Here is a 17772-nt window from a genome sequence, read left to right as displayed (position 1 = left end):
GTGAATGGGGTTAGCAGAGTCAGGCGGTGGGCAGGGTCTTGCGCCGGAAGACCAGGCGCTCGGGCTCGGATGATGCCGGGGCAAAGGCATAGCCGTCCAGATCAAACCCTTCGAGCTTGTGCGGCGTGGCCACGCGGTGCGTGATCGCATAGCGCGCCATCAGGCCCCGCGCACGTTTGGCATGGAAGCTGATGATCTTGTAAGCGCCGCCTTTCCAGTCTTCGAACACACATTCGATGACACGGGCCTTGAGCGCCTTGCGGTCGACGGACTTGAAGTACTCCTGCGATGCCAAGTTGACCACCACGGGGGTCGTGTCGGCGCGCAGGCGGGTGTTGAGGTGCTCGGCAATCTGGCTGCCCCAGAACTGGTACAGGTTGCTGCCTGCGCTGGTGGCCAGGCGCGTGCCCATTTCCAGGCGATAGGGCTGCATGCGGTCCAGCGGCCGCAGCACGCCATAGAGGCCGCTCAAGATGGCCACATGGCTTTGTGCCCAGTCCAGTTCCTGCGGGGCGAGCGTGCGGGCGTCCAGTCCCTCGTACACATCGCCGTTGAAGGCCAGCAGCGCCTGGCGCGAGTTGGCGGCCGTGAAACGGGGGCGCCAGGCCTGGTAGCGCGCCACGTTCAGCAGGGCAAGCTTGTCACTCAGGTCCATCAGCGAAGCGATTTGCTGCGGAGATTGCTCGCGCAGCACCTCAATGAGCGCGGTGGATTGCGCCACAAACTGGGGCGTGGTGTGTGGCAGGCCTTCGGGCAAGGGCGTGTCGTAGTCGAGCGATTTGGCGGGAGACAGCAGGAACAGCATGGAGGCAGAAGGTCCGTGGATCTCGGAAGGTGAAGCAGGTGGCCGGGTGGGCTGCTGCGATTCTGGGGAGGCGGTGGCTTGAAATGGTACCTGTTGAAGGACTGTCTTCGCGCCCTTGCGGGCATTGGCAGGCTCCCGCAAAAAAAAGAAGGCGGCCTGGGCCGCCTTCTTTTTGCATAGCTGCGGCACCCGGAGGGGCAGCAGCCGTTTTCAGCGCATCAGGCCGAGGGAGTCTGCTCAAACGGCAGTTTCATGGCAGACAGGTCGCGGCGAGTTTCCACCAGCACCAGCGGGCCTTCATCCAGCACTACCGCAGGTGGCCGCTCACGTGGCACGCGGATGGGCTTGGGCTCGGCGGCAATCGCAGCTTGCACAGCAGCGATCTTGTCCATGTCGGAGTTGACCCACTGCAGGCCCGACGCGGCAGCCACTTGCTGCAGCTCGTCGATGGGCAGTGCGAACGCCTGGACGCGGGGCAGACCGTTCGCAGCGGGTACCACCGGTGCGACGGGTGCCGCAGCGGGTGCAGGTGCTGCAACAGGCGCTGGTGCCGCCACAGGTGCCGGCGCAGCCGCCACCGGGGCTGCTACCGGCGCGGCGACAGGTGCAGCAACGGGGGCCGGTGCGTGGGCCGGGGCGGGCACGGGTGCTGCCACAGGCGCTGGAGCGGGTGCCGCTGCCGCTGGCTCCGCTACAGGGGCCGTGAAGTAGCTGCGGCGTGGCGCTTCGTCCTGCGCGGGTGCTGGCTCGGCCTGCGTGGGGTCGAAATCCAGCATCGCCGGTGCGGCGGCTTCGGCATTGCCGTTGTTGTCGCGCGGACCGCGTTCGCCACGCTCGCGGCGGTCACGGCCGTAGCGGTCGCGCGAACGGCGCTCGCGGCGCTGTTCTTCTGCAGCGGCACCATTGCCGTTGGGCTGAGCGTCGTTGCCGGACAGGTCCAGATCGGGCAAGGCAGCCAGTGGCGCTGTGTCGGCAAAGTCGCCAGGCACTGCGGCAGCGGCTGTTTCCTGGGCTTCCACCGCGCGGGGTGTGCGCTCGCCACGTTCGCCACGGTTGCCGCGATCACCACGTTCACGGCGTGGGCCGCGTTCGCCACGGGGCTGCTGGGTGGGTTGGCCTTCTGTGCTGTTGCCGGGGTTGCCAGCGTTGGGGCCTTCCACCTGTGCGGTCACGGCGGTGTTGTTGTCACCGTTCAAGCCTGCGTTCTGGTTGCGCGGCTCGGTGTTGTCCCGGCGGCCACGGCCACCTCCTTCGCGCCCTTCGCGTCCATTGCGGCCACCGTCGCGGCCTTGGCCTTCGCGGGCCTCGCCTTCGGGGCGGCGCTCGGCGTCGCGGGGTGCGCGGCCTTCGGCCGAGCGTTCGCCACGGCGGCCCCGGCCTTCGCCGCTGCCTTCGCGGTTGCCGTCACGGGGTGCGCCTTCGCGCTGGCCGTCCCGGTTGCCATCGCGGCCACCACGGCGGCCACGGCCTTCACCGTTGCGGCCATCGCGGCGGGGTTCGCCACGGGCGGTGGTCTCCGGGGCTGCTGCCGGTGCGGGCGCGGCCACGGGGGCAGGGGCTGCCGGTGTGGTGCCAACGCCGAACAGGCTCTTGATCCACCCAAAGAAGCCTTGCTCTTGGGGGGCGGCCGCAGCCGGGGCCGGGGTTGCCACGGGGGCGGGTGCTGGCGCGGTCGCAGCGGCGGGGCGCTGGCCGGCGCGTGGTGGGCGGGCGGCGCCTTCGGCACGGGGCTCGGCCACCGGGGCGGGTGCGTCGGGCAACACGCCCTTGATCACCGGCGTCTGCTTGTTGGTGGGCTCTTGCGAGCGGCGCGTCACGGCCGTGGGGTCTTCCACTTCTTCGGCGAGCTTGTAGCTGGCTTCGATGTGGTCCAGGCGCGGGTCGTCGTGCTTCAAGCGTTCCAGGCGGTAGTTGGGGGTTTCCAGCGTCTTGTTGGGCACCATCAGCACGGCCACGCGCTGCTTGAGTTCGATCTTGGCGATCTCGGTGCGCTTCTCGTTCAGCAGGAAAGAGGCCACTTCCACCGGCACCTGGCAGTGCACAGCGGCCGTGTTGTCCTTCATGGACTCTTCCTGAATGATCCGCAGGATCTGCAGGGCCGACGATTCGGTGTCGCGGATGTGGCCCGAGCCGCCGCAGCGGGGGCAGGGGATGGACGAGCCTTCGCTCAAGGCGGGCTTGAGGCGCTGGCGGCTCATTTCCATGAGGCCGAACTTGCTGATGGTGCCGAACTGCACGCGGGCGCGGTCCTGGCGCAGCGCGTCGCGCAGGCGGTTTTCGACTTCGCGGCGGTTCTTCGACTCTTCCATGTCGATGAAGTCGATCACGATCAGGCCGCCGAGGTCGCGCAGGCGCATCTGGCGGGCCACTTCGTCGGCGGCTTCCAGGTTGGTGCGGGTGGCGGTTTCCTCGATGTCGCCGCCCTTGATGGCGCGGGCCGAGTTCACGTCCACGGACACCAGCGCTTCGGTGTGGTCGATCACGATGGCGCCGCCCGAGGGCAGCTGCACGGTGCGGGCGTAGGCCGATTCGATCTGGTGCTCGATCTGGAAGCGGCTGAACAGGGCGGCGTCGTCGCGGTAGCGCTTCACGCGGGCGGCATGCTCGGGCATGACATGCGCCATGAACTGCTGCGCCTGTTCGTAGATGTCGTCGGTATCGATGAGGATGTCACCGATGTCGTTGTTGAAGTAGTCGCGGATCGCGCGGATCACCAGGCTCGATTCCTGGTAGATCAGGAAGGCGCCCTTGCCACCCTTGGCGGCGCCGTCGATGGCATTCCAGAGCTTGAGCAGGTAGTTCAGATCCCACTGCAGCTCGGGCGCGGTGCGGCCAATGCCGGCGGTGCGCGCGATGATGGACATGCCGTTCGGGTATTCGAGCTGGTCCATCGCCTCCTTGAGCTCGGCGCGGTCTTCGCCCTCGATGCGGCGCGATACGCCACCGCCCCGGGGGTTGTTGGGCATCAGCACCACGTAGCGGCCAGCCAGCGAGACGAAGGTGGTCAGGGCCGCGCCCTTGTTGCCACGTTCTTCCTTTTCAACCTGGACCAGCAGTTCCTGGCCTTCCTTGATCACTTCATTGATGCGCGCCTGGCTGGGCGAGACACCGGGGGTGAAGTAGCTGCGCGAGATTTCCTTGAACGGCAGGAAGCCGTGGCGGTCTTCGCCGTAGTCCACAAAACAGGCTTCCAGCGAGGGCTCGACGCGCGTGACGACGGCTTTGTAGATGTTGCCCTTGCGCTGCTCGCGCCCTTCGATTTCGATTTCGTAGTCGAGGAGTTTTTGTCCGTCGACGATGGCCAGGCGCCGTTCTTCGGGCTGCGTGGCGTTGATGAGCATCCGCTTCATGATGCGATTCCTTCAGTGTTTCGCGGACAGCAGCGGAGCAGCCAACCGTGACCCACGGAGAGGGCTGCGCGGGCTGCCGCCCACAGTTTCCAAACCAATACAACAAGCTCTACAGGAGCTGTGAATGCCTGGACTGACGCATCGAAACGAAGGGAATTGCCGGGGATGCCAATGATCTGCCGCGCTCTAGCGCAGCATCGGGAGGCAGGGGCGCGTGGATGGGGGCGAGTGGTAGGAACGCAGTTTTGCTAGCAAAAGAGTAGCTGATTGCGCTTGCTGGCTGTGCGCTGGGGGCGATTTTGAGCATGCAGCCAAAGGCCGCAGCCTCCGCCACAGGGTCACCATCCATGCCATCAACAACCACATGCTCGCTTTGATCCGCTGGCAGGCTGCGCCCGGGTAGGGAACATCTGCCAGCTTGGGGGATTCCGTATCAGTGTTTCAATCTGTCAGCCCGCCGCACGGCGTGCTGGCCACCACAGGCATCTGGCCTGCAATCTGCGCGCACGACGCCCGCTGGCATCGACCTGCCTGCACGAGGGGCAAGGGCTGTGTGGACTAAACTCCAGACAAATCAACCACTTACATAACAACGCGCAGGTGAAACACATTATAGGGGCCAAACCGCCCGCCGCCCCTGGGGGGCTTCCCGCAGCCCGCCTGGTGGAAGTGGATGCTGACTCCGCAGGCCAGCGGCTCGATAACTTTTTGATACGCCACTTGAAAGGTGTGCCTAAAACGCATGTCTACCGCATCATCCGCAGCGGCGAGGTGCGCATCAACAAAGGCCGCGTGAGTGCCGACACCCGCGTGGAAGCAGGGGACGTGGTGCGCCTGCCTCCTGTTCGAATTTCAGACAAGGTGGCCGAAAAGGCCGAGCGCCCGGCGCCCGCGCGCGAATTCCCCATCCTGCTCGAAGACGAGCACCTGATCGCCATCGACAAACCTGCTGGCGTGGCGGTGCATGGCGGTAGCGGGGTGAGCTTTGGCGTGATCGAGCAGCTGCGCCAGGCACGGCCGGCTTCCAAGTTCCTGGAACTGGTGCACCGGCTGGACCGCGACACCTCGGGCATCCTGCTGGTGGCCAAGAAGCGGTCTGCGCTTACCCACCTGCAGGACCAGTTCCGCGAGCGAGAAACGGGAAAGACCTATCTGGCACTGGTCACGGGCACCTGGCCTGCCAACAAAAAAGTCATCGACCTGCCCCTGCACAAATACCTGCAGGCTGACGGCGAGCGCCGCGTGCGTGTGACCACGGCCGACGACCCGGATGGCATGCGGTCCATCACACTGGTCAAGGTGCGCAGCACCGTGCCCGCGCGCGCTGCGCAGGGCCTGCCCGCCATGTCGTTGCTGGAGGTGACCATCAAGACCGGTCGCACCCACCAGATTCGTGTGCACCTGGCCAGCCAGGGCCACGCCATCGTCGGGGACGACAAATACGGCGACTTTGACCTCAACAAGCGCCTTCAGAAGCTCTCGATGAAGCGCATGTTCCTGCACGCATGGCGGTTACAGTTCAATCACCCCGCTTCGGGCGAGCGTGTGCAGTTGATTGCCGAGCTGCCCCGCGAGCTGGCCGATTTTGTGTCCCCTGCCTGACGATCCTGCGCGAAGAACCCCCTCCATGTCTGCCAAAAACTTCCGTCCGCGCCGCTTCGACCTCATCGCCTTTGACTGGGATGGCACCCTGTTCGACTCCACCGCCATCATCGTGCGCTGCATCCAGGCGGCGGTGCGTGACGTGGGTGGCACCGTGCCCACCGACAAAGAGGCGGCCTATGTGATTGGCATGGGCCTGATGCAGGCCCTGGCCCATGCGGCGCCGGATGTGCCAACCGAAAAGTACACCGAGCTGGGCAACCGCTACCGCTTCCACTACATCCAGCACCAGGACGACCTGAGCCTGTTCGACGGCGTACTGCCCCTGCTGAACGACCTGCGTGAACGCGGCCACCTGCTGGCCGTGGCCACGGGCAAAAGCCGGCGCGGGCTGGACGATGCGCTGCACTCGGTGGACTTGCGCGGCGTGTTCGACGGCTCGCGCACCGCCGACCAGACCGCTGGCAAGCCCCACCCGCTGATGCTGCAGGAGCTGATGGCCGAATTTGATGTTGCGCCGGAGCGCCTGCTGATGATTGGCGACACCACCCACGACCTGCAGATGGCGGTCAACGCGCGCTGTGCGAGCGTGGGGGTGAGCTATGGCGCGCATGAGCCCGACGCCTTTCACGCGCTCCAGCCGCTGGCGGTCGTGCATTCGGTGCGCGAGCTGCACGATTGGCTGCTGCACAACGCGTGACGCCGGGTATTGGAGCGGGACGAGCCCATGACCACACCACCCGATCAGCCCATTGCGCTGTGCAACAGTGCCGACCTCGTCGATGGGGGCTTGGCGGTTCCGTTTGATGTGCAGTACGCAGGTCAGACCTGCCGGGCCTTTGCGATCCGCTACCAGGGCCTGCCGCATGCCTACCTGAACCGCTGCACCCATGTGGCCATGGAGATGGACTACCAGCCGGACCGCTTTTTTGACGACACGGGCCACTGGCTGCTGTGTGCCACCCACGGGGCCGCCTACCTGCCGAGCACCGGCCAGTGCGCGGGCGGCCCGTGCCGCGGCGGGCTGGTGAAAATTGCTTTGTCCGAAAGCGATGGTGTGGTGCACTGGCATACTGCCTACAACCTGCAACCCGTAGAGTTCTAGAGAATCCAGATGAATTACCCTTATGTGCTGTCGCCTGGTGCCAGCCAGCGCGGTGCGCGGGCAGCAGTGTTGCAGTGCCCAGGACGTACGACATGACAGACCCCCAGCAGCCCGGCTCTTCGGGTTTTGACCCAAAAAGTAATCCCGCGCCCGACCTGTGGGCGCAAGCAGCTACAAATTCAGGAGCATCTGTGAGCGACTCATCGCGTGAACCCGGCTGGGAGCGCGCCACGCTGGAAAAGCTGGCCTTCTCCGCCCTCCAAGAACAACGCAGCGCCCGCCGCTGGAAGATCTTCTTCCGCCTGGCATGGCTGGTGCTGATTGCCGCAGTTGCCTTTGCGGCCCTGCGCCAGGCATCCCCCAGTGCCAGCAAGAGCACGCCCCATACGGCGGTGGTGGACATCAAAGGCGAGATCGCCAGCGGCGCCGAGGCCAGTGCCGAGTTCGTGGTGGCCGCCATGCGCAGCGCACTGGAGGACGAAGGCTCGCAGGCCCTGGTGCTGCTCATCAACTCCCCCGGCGGCAGCCCGGTGCAGGCCGGTATCATCAATGACGAAATTGTTCGTTTGAAGGCCAAGCACAACAAGCCGATCTACGCCGTGGTTGAAGAAACCTGCGCCTCGGCGGCTTACTACATTGCCGCAGCAGCCGACGACATCTACGTGGATAAAGCCAGCATCGTGGGCAGTATCGGCGTGCTGATGGATGGCTTTGGCTTCACCGGCACCATGGAAAAGCTGGGCGTGGAGCGCCGCCTGCTGACCGCTGGCGAGAACAAGGGTTTCCTCGACCCGTTCAGCCCGCAGACCGAAAAGCAGCGTGCCTACGCGCAGACCATGCTCGACCAGATCCACCAGCAGTTCATTGCCGTGGTGAAAGCCGGGCGTGGTGACCGCCTCAAGACCACGCCCGACACCTTCAGTGGCCTGTTCTGGACCGGCCAGCAGGCCGTGGAAATGGGCCTGGCCGACAAGCTGGGCAACCTGGACTATGTGGCCCGCGAGGTGGTGAAGGCCGAAGACATCATCGACTACACCCGCCGCGACAACGTGGCGGAACGGCTGGTCAAGCGCTTTGGCGCGGCGATTGGTGTGGGCGCCGTGAAGTCACTGGCCGTGGCTGGACCTCAGCTGCGCTGACACCGTCCGACGCGGCCTTTGGGCCATGCACAAAAAAAGCCCCGGGTGGAGATTCCACACGGGGCTTTTTTGCGTCTGGGCCTGCGTGGCGGTACGTGGTGTGACGCAGTCGGCCGTGCCGGCCTCCGAGGGCTGGCAGGAGGGTGGTTTTTAGCTGTCCAGCCCGCCCGCCTTGCGCTGGCGCGAGCCGTCTTCCAGGATGGTGTCGTCGGCCACCAGCTTGCCCGTCTCGTCCCACTGCTTGCGGGCCGTAAGGCGCGTGCGTCCCCGGGCATCGGGGGCTGAATACTGTTCTTCAATCGCCAGCCGGCCGTTGTCGTGAAAGGCCTGCTGCGTGCCCACGGGCCATTGCTCGGCATTGAGCTGTTCGCGCCGCGCCAGCTTGCCATCGTCACGGTACATCTCGCGCTGCACGCGCCCCTGCTCACCGGTGCCGGTCCAGGTGCTGCGCTCTCGCACCAATCCGTTGAGGTACCAGCGCTCGACCTGCACCTCCCGCCCATCGGCAAAACTGCGCTGCTCGATCAGCTGGCCGGATGCGCCGTAGCGCTTGGCGCTGAACAGCGATCCCCGCGTATCGCGCAGTGTGCGCTCGTCCGGCGCGAACACCCGTTCCTCGCGCAGCACACTTTTGCCGCCCTCGGTGGTGAAGCTGCGGTGCACACGCCGACCGTCCACCACGAGTTGCTGGGCGGCGACGATGCCGTCGCGGGTCCATTCGGTCGCGTTCAGCAGGCGGCCCTGGTCGTAGTGCAGCTGCGCGGTTTTGGCGCCGTTGTCTGCATGGAGCAGGGTGTCAGTGGCACCGTCGAAGCCGCAGAGTTTGCGGTCTTCGGGCAGCACGCTGGTGCGCGGGCAGAACAGGCGTGTGGGCTGGCCCTTGCTGTTGGTTTCCACATAGAACAGCTCCTGCCCGCCGCCGTGGAACGACACGCGCTCCACGCGGCCGGTGGCGTCAAAGCGCCTCACGGCCCCCTGGGTGCGGCCGTTGTCGGCGGTTTCTTCGCGCCGCACCTGGCCGTTGGGCCAGAACTCGGCCACCCGGCCGTGGCTGTTGCCGCGTTCGTTGACCGTGCGTTCGCGCTGCAGGCGGCCTTCGCGGTCGAACATGCGCTCCAGGCCCACGAACTTTCCGTCGCGCAGTTCCTGCTCGCGCTGGAGGTGGCCGGTGTCTTCTTCGCGGCAGCGCACCAGCCCGGACTGGCCGGCGGTTTCGGCACCGTTGGAAATATTGATGGGTTTGCCATTCAATTCACAACGAATAATGGCCTCAGCGCTTGAACCATAAGCGCTAACAGCTATAAAAAATATAGTGAATAGACGGTTCATGCTTAGCGGCCCATCGCAAACACGACAGGGGTGCGGTTGTCTGGGGGCGCGGGTTGCTGGCGCCATTGCCGCACGAGCTGGCTGCGGATGCGTGCGTCGGGCAGCGTCAGCCCGCTGGCCAGCGCCAGGCGGGTGTGGGGCTGCAGCGTTTGCACCAGGGCCTGCCAGAGTGCGGCGTTGCGGTAGGGAGTTTCGATGAAAAGCTGGGTCTGTCCTGTCTTGAGGGCCAGGCTTTCCAGCTCCTTGATACGCTGGATGCGCTCCTGGCTGTCCTGGGGCAGGTAGCCGACAAACGCAAAGTTTTGCCCGTTCAATCCGCTGGCCGCCAGCGCCAGCAGCAGCGACACAGGGCCCACCAGGGGTACAACGGGGATATCAAGGTCGTGTGCCGCGCGCACCACGGACGAACCCGGGTCAGCCACTGCAGGCATGCCCGCCTCGCTGATCAGCCCCATGTCGTGCCCATTCAGTGCCGCTGCGAGCAGCGGGCGTGCGTCGAACGGGGCTGATCCTTTGTCGCCATGGTCGCCTTTTTTGTGGACTTCGCGGGGAAGCTCGGTGATCTGCTGCTGCTGCAGGGGGGCTGCCAGGGGGTGCAGTGCGTCGATGCGTTTGAGGTAGGCGCGTGTACTCTTGGCGTTCTCGCACACCCACTGGGTCAGCCGTGCAGCCGTCTGAAGGGTGGCCGAGGGCAGGGCATTTTGCAGCGGGACCTGGGCGTCGCAGCCAAAGTCGAGGGGGGCGGGCACGAGATAAAGCGTGCCCTTGCGAGCGCCTGAGCGCGGTTCGGTGGGGGGATTTGTCATGGCAGCACCAAGCCTGCCGCGCGCAGCATGCGGCAGGTGCGGATCAAGGGCAGTCCGATGAGGGCTGTGGGATCGTCGCTGTGGATGGCATCCAGCAGCGCAATGCCCAGGCCTTCGCTCTTGGCGCTGCCGGCGCAATCGTAGGGTTGCTCGGCGCGCAGGTAGCGCTCGATTTCCGCGTCAGACAGCTCACGGAATTTCACCTCCACCGGGGCCAGGTCGATCTGCTCGAAACCCGTCGCGGCGCACACCACGGCCACGGCGGTCTGGAACACCACGGTCTGGCTGCGCATCTGGCGCAGTTGCGCCACCGCACGCTCGTGGTGGCCGGGCTTGCCCAGGGGCTCGCCAGCGAGGTCGGCAACCTGGTCGGAGCCGATTACCACCGCATCGGGGTGGAGTTGCGCCACGGCGCGTGCCTTGGCCAGCGCCAGGCGCAAGGCCAGTGAGCGAGGGGCTTCGCCGGGCAGGGGGGTCTCATCCACCTCCGGGGCCGTGACGTCAAAAGGCAGGTTCAACCGCTCTAGCAATTCACGCCGATACCGCGATGTGGAGCCCAATACCAGAGGGCGTTTCAGGGGGGGGGATTGATGCATGCGCCGATTCTCTTACACTGCCGCCATGACCAAGGAATTCTCCCCCCAGCGCCTCGACGTGAAAGCCTTTGCACAGGCGGGCGGTCGGCTGGCGGGCCACGATTCACTGCTGAAGTACGAACGCCTGGCCCAGGAGGCCAAGGGCCTGCACCCGGACCTGATGGTGGACTGGGAGGCTGTGGGCGAAGTGCGCACGGCGCTGGGCGGCATGGGCCAGGTCTGGCTGCATATCAAGGTTACTGCGAGCTTCCCCATGGAATGCCAGCGTTGCATGACGCCGGTGGATGTGCCGCTGGAGGTGGATCGTGAGTTTCGCTTCGTGGCCGACGAGGCCACCGCAGAGGCTCTGGACGACGAAAGCGAAGAAGACCTGCTGGCCATGAGCCGCGAGTTTGACCTTCACGAGCTGATTGAGGATGAGTTGCTGATGGCCTTGCCCGTGGTGCCCAAACACGACGAGTGCCCCACCGCAGTACCACTGGCTTCTTCGGACGACGATTTTGAGGAAGCCAACGACGAAAAGCCCAATCCTTTTGCGGCGTTGGCCGCACTGCGCAAAGACAACAAGGGCTGATTGGACGACCCAAAAATCATTTGGGTTATAATCGTGGGCTTCACGCGAACCCCATCGTGTCTTTTGGGCTGATCGCGTTTTTACCAACCTATTCCAGATCAGGAGCCATCATGGCCGTTCAGCAAAACAAAAAGTCCCCCTCCAAGCGCGGCATGCACCGCTCGCACAATGCCCTGAATGTGCCAGGCATTGCTGTGGAACCCACCACCGGTGAAACGCACCTGCGTCACCACATCAGCCCCAACGGTTTCTACCGTGGCCGTCAGGTGCTGAAGAACAAGTCTGAAGCCTGATCTTCGCCCCATCCAAAGGCCCGTTGCTACTGAAACCGTAGCGCGGGCCTTTGTTTTGACCGTCGTATTTATTTTTCCGGCCCTCCTGGCCGGCCGGACAAGTCGCCCATGATCACACTGGCTGTTGACTGCATGGGGGGCGACCATGGCCCCCGCGTCACGCTCGCGGCGTGCCGCCAGTTTCTCGATACACACCCTGATGCCCGCCTGCTGCTCGTCGGCCTGGTGGATAGTTTGCAATCTTTTTCGCACGACCGTGCCACGATCATTCCTGCTACCGAAGTGGTGGCCATGGATGATCCTGTCGAGGTGGCTCTGCGCAAGAAGAAAGATTCTTCCATGCGCGTGGCGATTCAGCAGGTCAAGGATGGAGCGGCCTCTGCGGCCGTTTCGGCAGGCAATACCGGCGCGCTGATGGCTATTGCCCGGTATCTCCTCAAGACGCTGGACGGCATCGACCGCCCCGCCATTGCGACGCAATTGCCCAACGCCGCAGGTGGTGCCACCACGGTGCTGGACCTTGGGGCGAATGTGGATTGTTCCGCCGAGCATTTGCTGCAGTTTGCCGTGATGGGTTCTGCCTTGGTTTCGGTCCTTCGGGATGGCGGGGAGCCCACCGTCGGTTTGCTCAATATCGGTGAAGAGGCGATCAAAGGTAGTGAAGTAATCAAAAAAGCCGGTGAATTGCTGCGATCTGCAGCCAATTCCGGTGACTTGAATTTTTATGGAAATGTTGAAGGCAATGACATTTTCAAGGGCACCGTTGACATCGTGGTATGCGACGGATTTGTTGGCAATGTGGCCCTCAAGGCCAGTGAAGGGGTGGCATCAATGATCATTGGCGCCCTGAAAACGGAGTTCTCCCGCAACATCTTCACTAAAATCGCTGCGATCACCGCGTATCCGATCTTAAAAGCGCTCATGAAGCGCATGGACTACCGCCGTTACAACGGCGCGGCTCTCCTGGGGCTGCGCGGGCTGGTGTTCAAGAGCCATGGGTCGGCTGACACAATGGCGTTCGAGCAGGCTTTGAACCGGGCGTATGATGCAGCCCGCAACAACCTGCTCGACCGCGTCCGGACCCGGATTGCGCACGCAGCGCCGCTTCTGGTGCCTGCGGATGCCCAGCCCCAGCCTGGCGTTGCGGCGACGATGACACATTGATGAGACGCTACTCCCGCATTACCGGCACCGGCAGCTACCTGCCCCCGCGCCGGCTGACCAACGCTGATCTGGTGGCTGAACTGGCCCAGCGCGGCATCGAAACCTCAGATGAGTGGATCGTGGAGCGCACCGGTATCCGCGCGCGCCACTTTGCGGCGCCTGATGTTGCCTGCAGCGATCTGGGTCTGGAGGCTGCGCGCAATGCCTTGCAGGCGGCGGGCCTTATGCCGACCGACATTGACCTGATCATCGTGGCCACGTCCACCCCGGATATGGTGTTTCCCTCGGCCGCTTGCATATTGCAGAACAAGCTGGGAGCCAATGGTTGCCCTGCGTTTGATGTGCAGGCGGTGTGCAGCGGTTTTGTCTATGCCCTGTCCGTGGCGGATGCCATGATCCAGACGGGCGCTGCCAACCGCGCGCTGGTCATTGGGGCAGAAGTTTTCAGCCGTATTCTGGATTTCAATGACCGCACGACCTGCGTGTTGTTTGGTGATGGTGCGGGTGCCGTGGTGCTGGAGGCATCGGAAACGCCGGGCATCCTGTCCAGCGACCTGCATGCCGATGGCAAGCATGTCGGTATCCTGTGTGTTCCTGGCAACGTGTCGGGCGGCAAGGTCCTGGGGGACCCTGTCCTCAAGATGGATGGGCAGGCTGTCTTCAAGCTGGCGGTGGGTGTGCTGGAGAAGGCCGCGCATGCGGTGCTGGCCAAGGCGGGGCTGACCGAGGCCGATATTGACTGGCTGATTCCCCACCAGGCCAATATCCGCATCATGCAGGGCACGGCCCGCAAGCTCAAGCTGTCCATGGACAAGGTGGTGGTCACTGTGGACCAGCATGGCAACACCTCGGCAGCCTCCATCCCCCTGGCGCTCGACCATGCGGTGCGTGCGGGTCAGGTCAAAAAGGGTGAGACCCTGCTGCTCGAAGGTGTGGGCGGCGGTTTTACCTGGGGTGCGGTGCTCCTGAAGTTATAGCTGGTGGCGCTTGCTGGATAAGCGCTAGGCATCAATTTCAATCATATTTCTGGATTTTTCATGAAGTCTTTTGCATTTGTCTTTCCGGGACAAGGCTCGCAATCGGTGGGCATGCTCGACGGATGGGGTGATCACCCGGTGGTGGCCCAGACCGTGCAGGAAGCCTCGGATGCCCTGGGTGAAAACATCGGCCTGCTGATCAAGGAAGGTCCCAAGGAGGCGCTGGCCTTGACCACCAACACGCAGCCGGTGATGTTGGTGGCTGGGGTGGCTGCATGGCGTGTCTGGCGTGCAGAAGGTGGTGCTGCCCCGGTCGCTGTTGCGGGGCATTCTCTGGGCGAGTATTCGGCGTTGGTTGCCGCAGGTGTGTTGACGCTGGCCCAGGCGGCGCCGCTGGTGCGCCTGCGTGCAGCTGCCATGCAGGAGGCCGTGCCGGTCGGCACTGGGGCCATGGCTGCCATCTTGGGGATGGAGGCTTCCAAGGTCATCGCAGGATGTGCCGAGGCAGTGGCCTCGTTCGGTGTTGGAGCGGCAGAAGTGGTTGAGGCTGTCAATTTCAACGACCCCGTCCAGACGGTCATTGCGGGCACCAAGGCCGGCGTCGAAAAGGCCTGCGAAATGCTCAAGGCGGCAGGTGCCAAGCGCGCACTGCCATTGCCGGTGTCTGCCCCTTTTCACTCCAGCCTGATGAGGCCTGCCGCTGAGAAGCTGCGCTTGGCGCTGGCGGATGTGGCGCTTGCTGCGCCCCAGATTCCGGTTCTGAACAATGTGGATGTCGCGGTGCAGCAGGACGCTGAGGCGATCCGAGACGCGCTCTACCGCCAGGCCTTTGGCCCCGTGCGCTGGGTGGAGTGTGTGCTGGCCCTCAAGGCCCGGGGGGTCACCCATATTATTGAAAGTGGCCCTGGCAAAGTGCTGGCGGGTCTGACCAAGCGCATCGATCCTGAGCTGGTGGGTGCGACACTGTTTGATATGGCCACGCTGGCCGAAACCCGGGAGTTGTTGGCATGACGCAATCCTCATCGGCCGCGCAAGTGGCGTTGGTCACTGGCGCATCGCGCGGCATTGGTGCGGCCATTGCGCTGGAGCTGGCGGTACGTGGCTACCAGGTGGTGGGCACGGCCACGACTGACGATGGCGCCGAGCGCATCAGCCAGGCCCTGGCGGCCTACCCCGGCTGCCGTGGCGCCAATCTGAACGTGAATGACGGAGCTGCCATCGAGGCGTTGATGGATTCCATCGTCAAGCAGCAGGGTGGTTTGCATGTGTTGGTCAACAATGCGGGCATCACCCGCGACACCCTGGCCATGCGCATGAAGGACGATGACTGGGATGCGGTGCTGGACACCAATCTCAAGGCAGTTTTCCGCGTGAGCCGCGCGGCAATTCGCCCGATGATGAAACAGCGATTCGGGCGCATCATCAGCATCACCAGTGTGGTGGGGGCATCGGGCAATCCCGGTCAGGCCAACTACGCGGCAGCCAAGGCTGGAGTGGCGGGAATGACCCGTGCACTGGCCCGCGAACTGGGCAGCCGCAGCATCACGGTCAATTGCGTAGCGCCGGGATTTATCGAGACGGATATGACGTCGGTGCTGCCCGAAGAACAGCAAAAAGCCCTCAACGCCCAGATCCCTTTGGGGCATATGGGCAAGCCGCAAGACATCGCACATGCCGTGGCCTACCTTGCTTCGCGCGAAGCAGGGTACGTGACCGGGCAGGAGTTGCATGTCAATGGCGGCATGTACATGTAATTGAGACAAGTTAACGCCGGTTCATCCGGACGGCGGGCTGCTGAGGGGCTTCTCCTTAAGCGGCTAGAATCGCGGATTCATTCACAACCCCCAGAGGGAAACCATGAGCGATATCGAAGCACGCGTCAAAAAAATCATTGCCGAACAACTCGGTGTGGAAGAGTCCCAAGTCACCAATGAAAAGGCCTTCGTGGCAGACCTCGGTGCCGACTCGCTCGACACGGTGGAACTGGTGATGGCACTGGAAGACGAATTCGGCATCGAGATCCCTGACGAAGACGCCGAGAAGATCACGACGGTGCAAAACGCCATCGACTACGCCAACACCCACCAGAAGGCCTGAGCGGCGCACTGCGCCTGACTCAAGCGATCAACAGAAGGTTTTTACGCATGAGCCGTCGTCGCGTTGTCGTGACCGGCCTGGGATGCGTCAGCCCCGTGGGCAACACGGTGGCCGAATCCTGGGCCAATCTCCTTGCCGGAAAATCCGGTATTGACCTCATCACCAAGTTCGACACTTCGAACTTTGCCTGCAAGATTGCAGGGGAGGTCAAAGGTCTTGACCTGGAGTCGTACATCAGCGCCAAGGATGCGCGCGCGATGGACAGCTTCATCCATTTCGGCATTGCAGCTGCGGCACAGGCGGTTGAAGATGCCGGTCTGCCCACGGGTGAAGCGCTCAGTGAAGAGTTTGCGACACGCATAGCCTGCGTGATCGGTTCGGGGATTGGTGGCTTGCCACTGATCGAGAATACCCACGCGGAACTGGTCAGTCGCGGTCCGCGGCGCATCACGCCGTTCTTTGTGCCAGCGTCCATCATCAATATGGTGGCGGGCCATGTGTCCATGCGCTTTGGCTTCAAGGGGCCGAACCTTGCGGTCGTGACGGCCTGCACAACCGGCCTGCATTGCATTGGCGAGGCTGGCCGCATGATCGAATACGGTGATGCGGATGTGGTGGTGGCGGGTGGCACTGAATCCACGGTGTCGCCGCTGGGCATTGGTGGTTTTGCGGCCATGCGCGCCCTGTCTACCCGCAACGATGACCCCAAGACCGCTTCCCGCCCCTGGGACAGGGACCGTGATGGTTTTGTTTTGGGTGAGGGCGCTGGGGTCATGGTGCTGGAGGAATACGAGCATGCCAAAGCCCGTGGTGCCAAGATCTATGCGGAACTGGGTGGTTTTGGCATGAGCGCCGATGCAGGCCACATGACGGCCCCCAGTATGGATGGTCCGCGCCGAGCCATGCTCAACGCCCTGCGCAATGCCGGCATGAATGCCGATCAAGTTGACTACCTCAACGCCCATGGCACCTCCACGCCGCTGGGTGATATTAATGAGACGAATGCCATCAAGGCGGCCTTGGGCGACCATGCTTACAAGGCTGTGGTGAGCTCCACCAAATCCATGACCGGTCATTTGTTGGGTGGTGCGGGCGGTATTGAAAGCATTTTTACAGTGCTGGCCTTGCATGAGCAAAAGGTACCACCCACCATCAATTTGGCGAATCAGGACCCCGAGTGCGATCTGGACTACTGCGCCAACACGGCGCGTGACATGAAGATCGACGTTGCAGTCAAGAATAACTTCGGTTTTGGTGGCACCAACGGGACGCTGGTTTTCAAGCGCGTCTGATCATTGGGTCAGGTGCTCTGCCGCCCGACTTGGCGAGGTCGTGGTTCTTGTTGCGGTCCTGCAATCGTTGGTTGCTCAGCACGGCCCTATGTTCCGTGCTAAGCAGGCGGCACAGCCTTGGTAGCGTTTCGTGGGTGTGACTTCGCAGCGACCACCTTCGGTGTTTTACCCCCTGCGGCGCAGCCGCCTGTTCGGGGGCTTGCTGGGGGCATTGTTGCTGATCAGCGCAGCGGGGCTGGTTGCTTGGTTCGTTCGAAGTGGTGGTGCTGCATCCCCATGGCCCGCAGCGATGGCGGGTGGTCTCTGGTGTCTGGCTGCCGCCAGTGCATTCCATTTTTGGTTCTGTCAATTTTCTGGTGGTATTCACTGGGATGGCCAGGCCTGGACGCTGGTGGCTCCGAACTCCGGGGCGGCCTGGATGGCATTGTCCGGGCCTCCTGAAGTCCTTCTCGATTTGCAGTCACATCTGTGGCTCCATGTCATTCCGGTGGGGCACCGCCGCACCTGGCTGTGGCTGGCGTGTTCCGCGCAGCCCGAGCGTTGGCTGGATCTGCGGCGTGCGGTATATTCGCGCGCCAGACCGGGCGCTGACAACGCTGACGAAACCGCCCCGGCCAGCAGCCGTGGGCGTGAATCCTGAGTA

At 63.7% G+C, this 17772-nt stretch carries 17 protein-coding genes; 12 read left to right on the top strand and 5 right to left on the bottom strand.

All coding sequences use genetic code 11. From position 1 onward, the window contains the following. Positions 1-19: 19 nt before the first annotated feature. Both yaaA and ACT89O_RS18090 read right to left on the bottom strand, forming a co-directional pair. Positions 20-805, bottom strand: coding sequence for a peroxide stress protein YaaA (gene yaaA, locus ACT89O_RS18095; protein WP_487260769.1), 786 nt, complete (start codon positions 803-805; stop codon positions 20-22). Positions 806-1023: 218 nt separating this feature from the next. Then, positions 1024-4155: an Rne/Rng family ribonuclease gene (locus ACT89O_RS18090; protein ID WP_487260768.1), complete on the bottom strand. Its 3132-nt coding sequence runs from the start codon at positions 4153-4155 to the stop codon at positions 1024-1026. A 600-nt stretch (positions 4156-4755) separates the two neighbouring features. Here ACT89O_RS18090 and ACT89O_RS18085 point away from each other — a divergent pair. The 4 genes from ACT89O_RS18085 (at position 4756) to ACT89O_RS18070 (ending at position 8001) form a co-directional block, all read left to right on the top strand. Then, positions 4756-5757, top strand: coding sequence for an RluA family pseudouridine synthase (locus tag ACT89O_RS18085; protein WP_121420781.1), 1002 nt, complete (start codon positions 4756-4758; stop codon positions 5755-5757). 25 nt (positions 5758-5782) lie between these two features. Then, positions 5783-6457 (top strand): HAD family hydrolase, encoded by a 675-nt coding sequence (locus ACT89O_RS18080; RefSeq protein ID WP_121505742.1) that lies wholly within the window; start codon positions 5783-5785, stop codon positions 6455-6457. Positions 6458-6484: 27 nt separating this feature from the next. Beyond that, positions 6485-6862, top strand: coding sequence for a Rieske (2Fe-2S) protein (locus ACT89O_RS18075; RefSeq protein ID WP_055395307.1), 378 nt, complete (start codon positions 6485-6487; stop codon positions 6860-6862). A 92-nt stretch (positions 6863-6954) separates the two neighbouring features. Beyond that, positions 6955-8001, top strand: a complete 1047-nt coding sequence (locus ACT89O_RS18070; RefSeq protein ID WP_176886645.1) for a S49 family peptidase — start codon at positions 6955-6957, stop codon at positions 7999-8001. Between the two features lie 150 nt (positions 8002-8151). On the opposite strand, the gene ACT89O_RS18065 is transcribed toward ACT89O_RS18070, so the two are convergent. The 3 genes from ACT89O_RS18065 to ACT89O_RS18055 all read right to left on the bottom strand — a co-directional run bounded on the left by ACT89O_RS18065 (position 8152) and on the right by ACT89O_RS18055 (position 10732). After that, positions 8152-9252 (bottom strand): toxin-antitoxin system YwqK family antitoxin, encoded by a 1101-nt coding sequence (locus ACT89O_RS18065; protein WP_487260767.1) that lies wholly within the window; start codon positions 9250-9252, stop codon positions 8152-8154. An 80-nt stretch (positions 9253-9332) separates the two neighbouring features. Beyond that, positions 9333-10136 carry an SAM-dependent methyltransferase gene (locus ACT89O_RS18060; protein ID WP_487260766.1) on the bottom strand — a complete coding sequence of 268 codons (804 nt, stop codon included), beginning with the start codon at positions 10134-10136 and terminating at the stop codon, positions 9333-9335. Beyond that, entirely contained in the window at positions 10133-10732 is a 600-nt protein-coding gene (locus ACT89O_RS18055; protein WP_487260765.1) for a Maf family nucleotide pyrophosphatase, read from the bottom strand. The genes ACT89O_RS18060 and ACT89O_RS18055 overlap by 4 nt, the downstream gene beginning before the upstream one ends. A 25-nt stretch (positions 10733-10757) precedes the next feature. On the opposite strand from ACT89O_RS18055, the gene ACT89O_RS18050 reads away from it, so the two are divergent. From ACT89O_RS18050 to fabF, 8 genes are all read left to right on the top strand, one after another. Then, positions 10758-11306: a YceD family protein gene (locus ACT89O_RS18050; protein ID WP_121420774.1), complete on the top strand. Its 549-nt coding sequence runs from the start codon at positions 10758-10760 to the stop codon at positions 11304-11306. A 110-nt stretch (positions 11307-11416) separates the two neighbouring features. Then, complete coding sequence (gene rpmF / locus ACT89O_RS18045) at positions 11417-11599, top strand: 50S ribosomal protein L32 (protein WP_005794249.1); 183 nt, start codon at positions 11417-11419, stop codon at positions 11597-11599. 108 nt (positions 11600-11707) lie between these two features. Beyond that, positions 11708-12763, top strand: a complete 1056-nt coding sequence (gene plsX, locus ACT89O_RS18040; protein ID WP_055399475.1) for a phosphate acyltransferase PlsX — start codon at positions 11708-11710, stop codon at positions 12761-12763. Beyond that, positions 12763-13740, top strand: a complete 978-nt coding sequence (locus ACT89O_RS18035; RefSeq protein WP_487260764.1) for a beta-ketoacyl-ACP synthase III — start codon at positions 12763-12765, stop codon at positions 13738-13740. Before plsX ends, ACT89O_RS18035 begins: the two co-directional genes overlap by 1 nt. Before the next feature lie 60 nt (positions 13741-13800). Further along, complete coding sequence (gene fabD, locus ACT89O_RS18030) at positions 13801-14751, top strand: ACP S-malonyltransferase (protein WP_487260763.1); 951 nt, start codon at positions 13801-13803, stop codon at positions 14749-14751. Further along, entirely contained in the window at positions 14748-15494 is a 747-nt protein-coding gene (gene fabG, locus ACT89O_RS18025; RefSeq protein ID WP_121420771.1) for a 3-oxoacyl-ACP reductase FabG, read from the top strand. The genes fabD and fabG overlap by 4 nt, the downstream gene beginning before the upstream one ends. A gap of 103 nt (positions 15495-15597) precedes the next feature. Next, the gene (gene acpP, locus ACT89O_RS18020; RefSeq protein ID WP_003058049.1) at positions 15598-15837 is read left to right on the top strand and encodes an acyl carrier protein; all 240 of its coding nucleotides are present in this window, start codon (positions 15598-15600) and stop codon (positions 15835-15837) included. A gap of 47 nt (positions 15838-15884) precedes the next feature. Continuing rightward, positions 15885-17129, top strand: a complete 1245-nt coding sequence (gene fabF, locus ACT89O_RS18015; protein WP_487260762.1) for a beta-ketoacyl-ACP synthase II — start codon at positions 15885-15887, stop codon at positions 17127-17129. Positions 17130-17772 lie beyond the last annotated feature (643 nt).

This window comes from Acidovorax sp. NN32, assembly GCF_057597245.1.
Note: the sequence above shows the minus strand (reverse complement) of the source record. Positions and strands in the feature narration are given on the sequence as shown.